This is a genomic window from Faecalibacterium sp. AM43-5AT, from assembly GCF_003603345.1.
Classification (GTDB): domain Bacteria; phylum Bacillota; class Clostridia; order Oscillospirales; family Ruminococcaceae; genus Faecalibacterium; species Faecalibacterium taiwanense.
Genome location: NZ_QVGZ01000033.1, coordinates 1 through 1326, shown reverse-complemented (window position 1 = coordinate 1326; position 1326 = coordinate 1). Strand labels below are relative to the sequence as shown.

Below are 1326 nucleotides of genomic sequence, written 5' to 3'. Positions count from 1 at the left end.
GCCTGACTCCTTAGAAAGGAGGTGATCCAGCCGCAGGTTCTCCTACGGCTACCTTGTTACGACTTCACCCCAATCACCAGTTTTACCTTCGGCGGCGTCCTCCTTGCGGTTAGACTACCGACTTCGGGTCCCCCCGGCTCTCATGGTGTGACGGGCGGTGTGTACAAGGCCCGGGAACGTATTCACCGTGGCATGCTGATCCACGATTACTAGCAATTCCGACTTCGTGCAGGCGAGTTGCAGCCTGCAGTCCGAACTGGGACGTTGTTTCTGAGTTTTGCTCCACCTCGCGGTCTTGCTTCTCTTTGTTTAACGCCATTGTAGTACGTGTGTAGCCCAAGTCATAAAGGGCATGATGATTTGACGTCATCCCCACCTTCCTCCGTTTTGTCAACGGCAGTCTGGCCAGAGTCCTCTTGCGTAGTAACTGACCATAAGGGTTGCGCTCGTTGCGGGACTTAACCCAACATCTCACGACACGAGCTGACGACAACCATGCACCACCTGTCTCCTTGCTCCGAAGAGAATACATATTTCTATGTCTGTCAAGGGATGTCAAGACTTGGTAAGGTTCTTCGCGTTGCGTCGAATTAAACCACATACTCCACTGCTTGTGCGGGCCCCCGTCAATTCCTTTGAGTTTCAACCTTGCGGTCGTACTCCCCAGGTGGATTACTTATTGTGTTAACTGCGGCACTGAAGGGGTCAATCCTCCAACACCTAGTAATCATCGTTTACGGTGTGGACTACCAGGGTATCTAATCCTGTTTGCTACCCACACTTTCGAGCCTCAGCGTCAGTTGGTGCCCAGTAGGCCGCCTTCGCCACTGGTGTTCCTCCCGATATCTACGCATTCCACCGCTACACCGGGAATTCCGCCTACCTCTGCACTACTCAAGAAAAACAGTTTTGAAAGCAGTTTATGGGTTGAGCCCATAGATTTCACTTCCAACTTGTCTTCCCGCCTGCGCTCCCTTTACACCCAGTAATTCCGGACAACGCTTGTGACCTACGTTTTACCGCGGCTGCTGGCACGTAGTTAGCCGTCACTTCCTTGTTGGGTACCGTCATTATCTTCCCCAACAACAGGAGTTTACAATCCGAAGACCTTCTTCCTCCACGCGGCGTCGCTGCATCAGGGTTTCCCCCATTGTGCAATATTCCCCACTGCTGCCTCCCGTAGGAGTCTGGGCCGTGTCTCAGTCCCAATGTGGCCGTTCAACCTCTCAGTCCGGCTACCGATCGTCGCCTTGGTGGGCCGTTACCTCACCAACTAGCTAATCGGACGCGAGGCCATCTCAAAGCGGATCACTCCTTTTCCCTCTG

Annotated in this window: 1 rRNA gene; it reads right to left on the bottom strand. The window is 53.4% G+C overall.

The features are described from left to right. Nucleotides 1–14 precede the first annotated feature (14 nt). Nucleotides 15–1326, bottom strand: a 16S ribosomal RNA gene (locus tag DW937_RS14565); the annotation flags it as partial.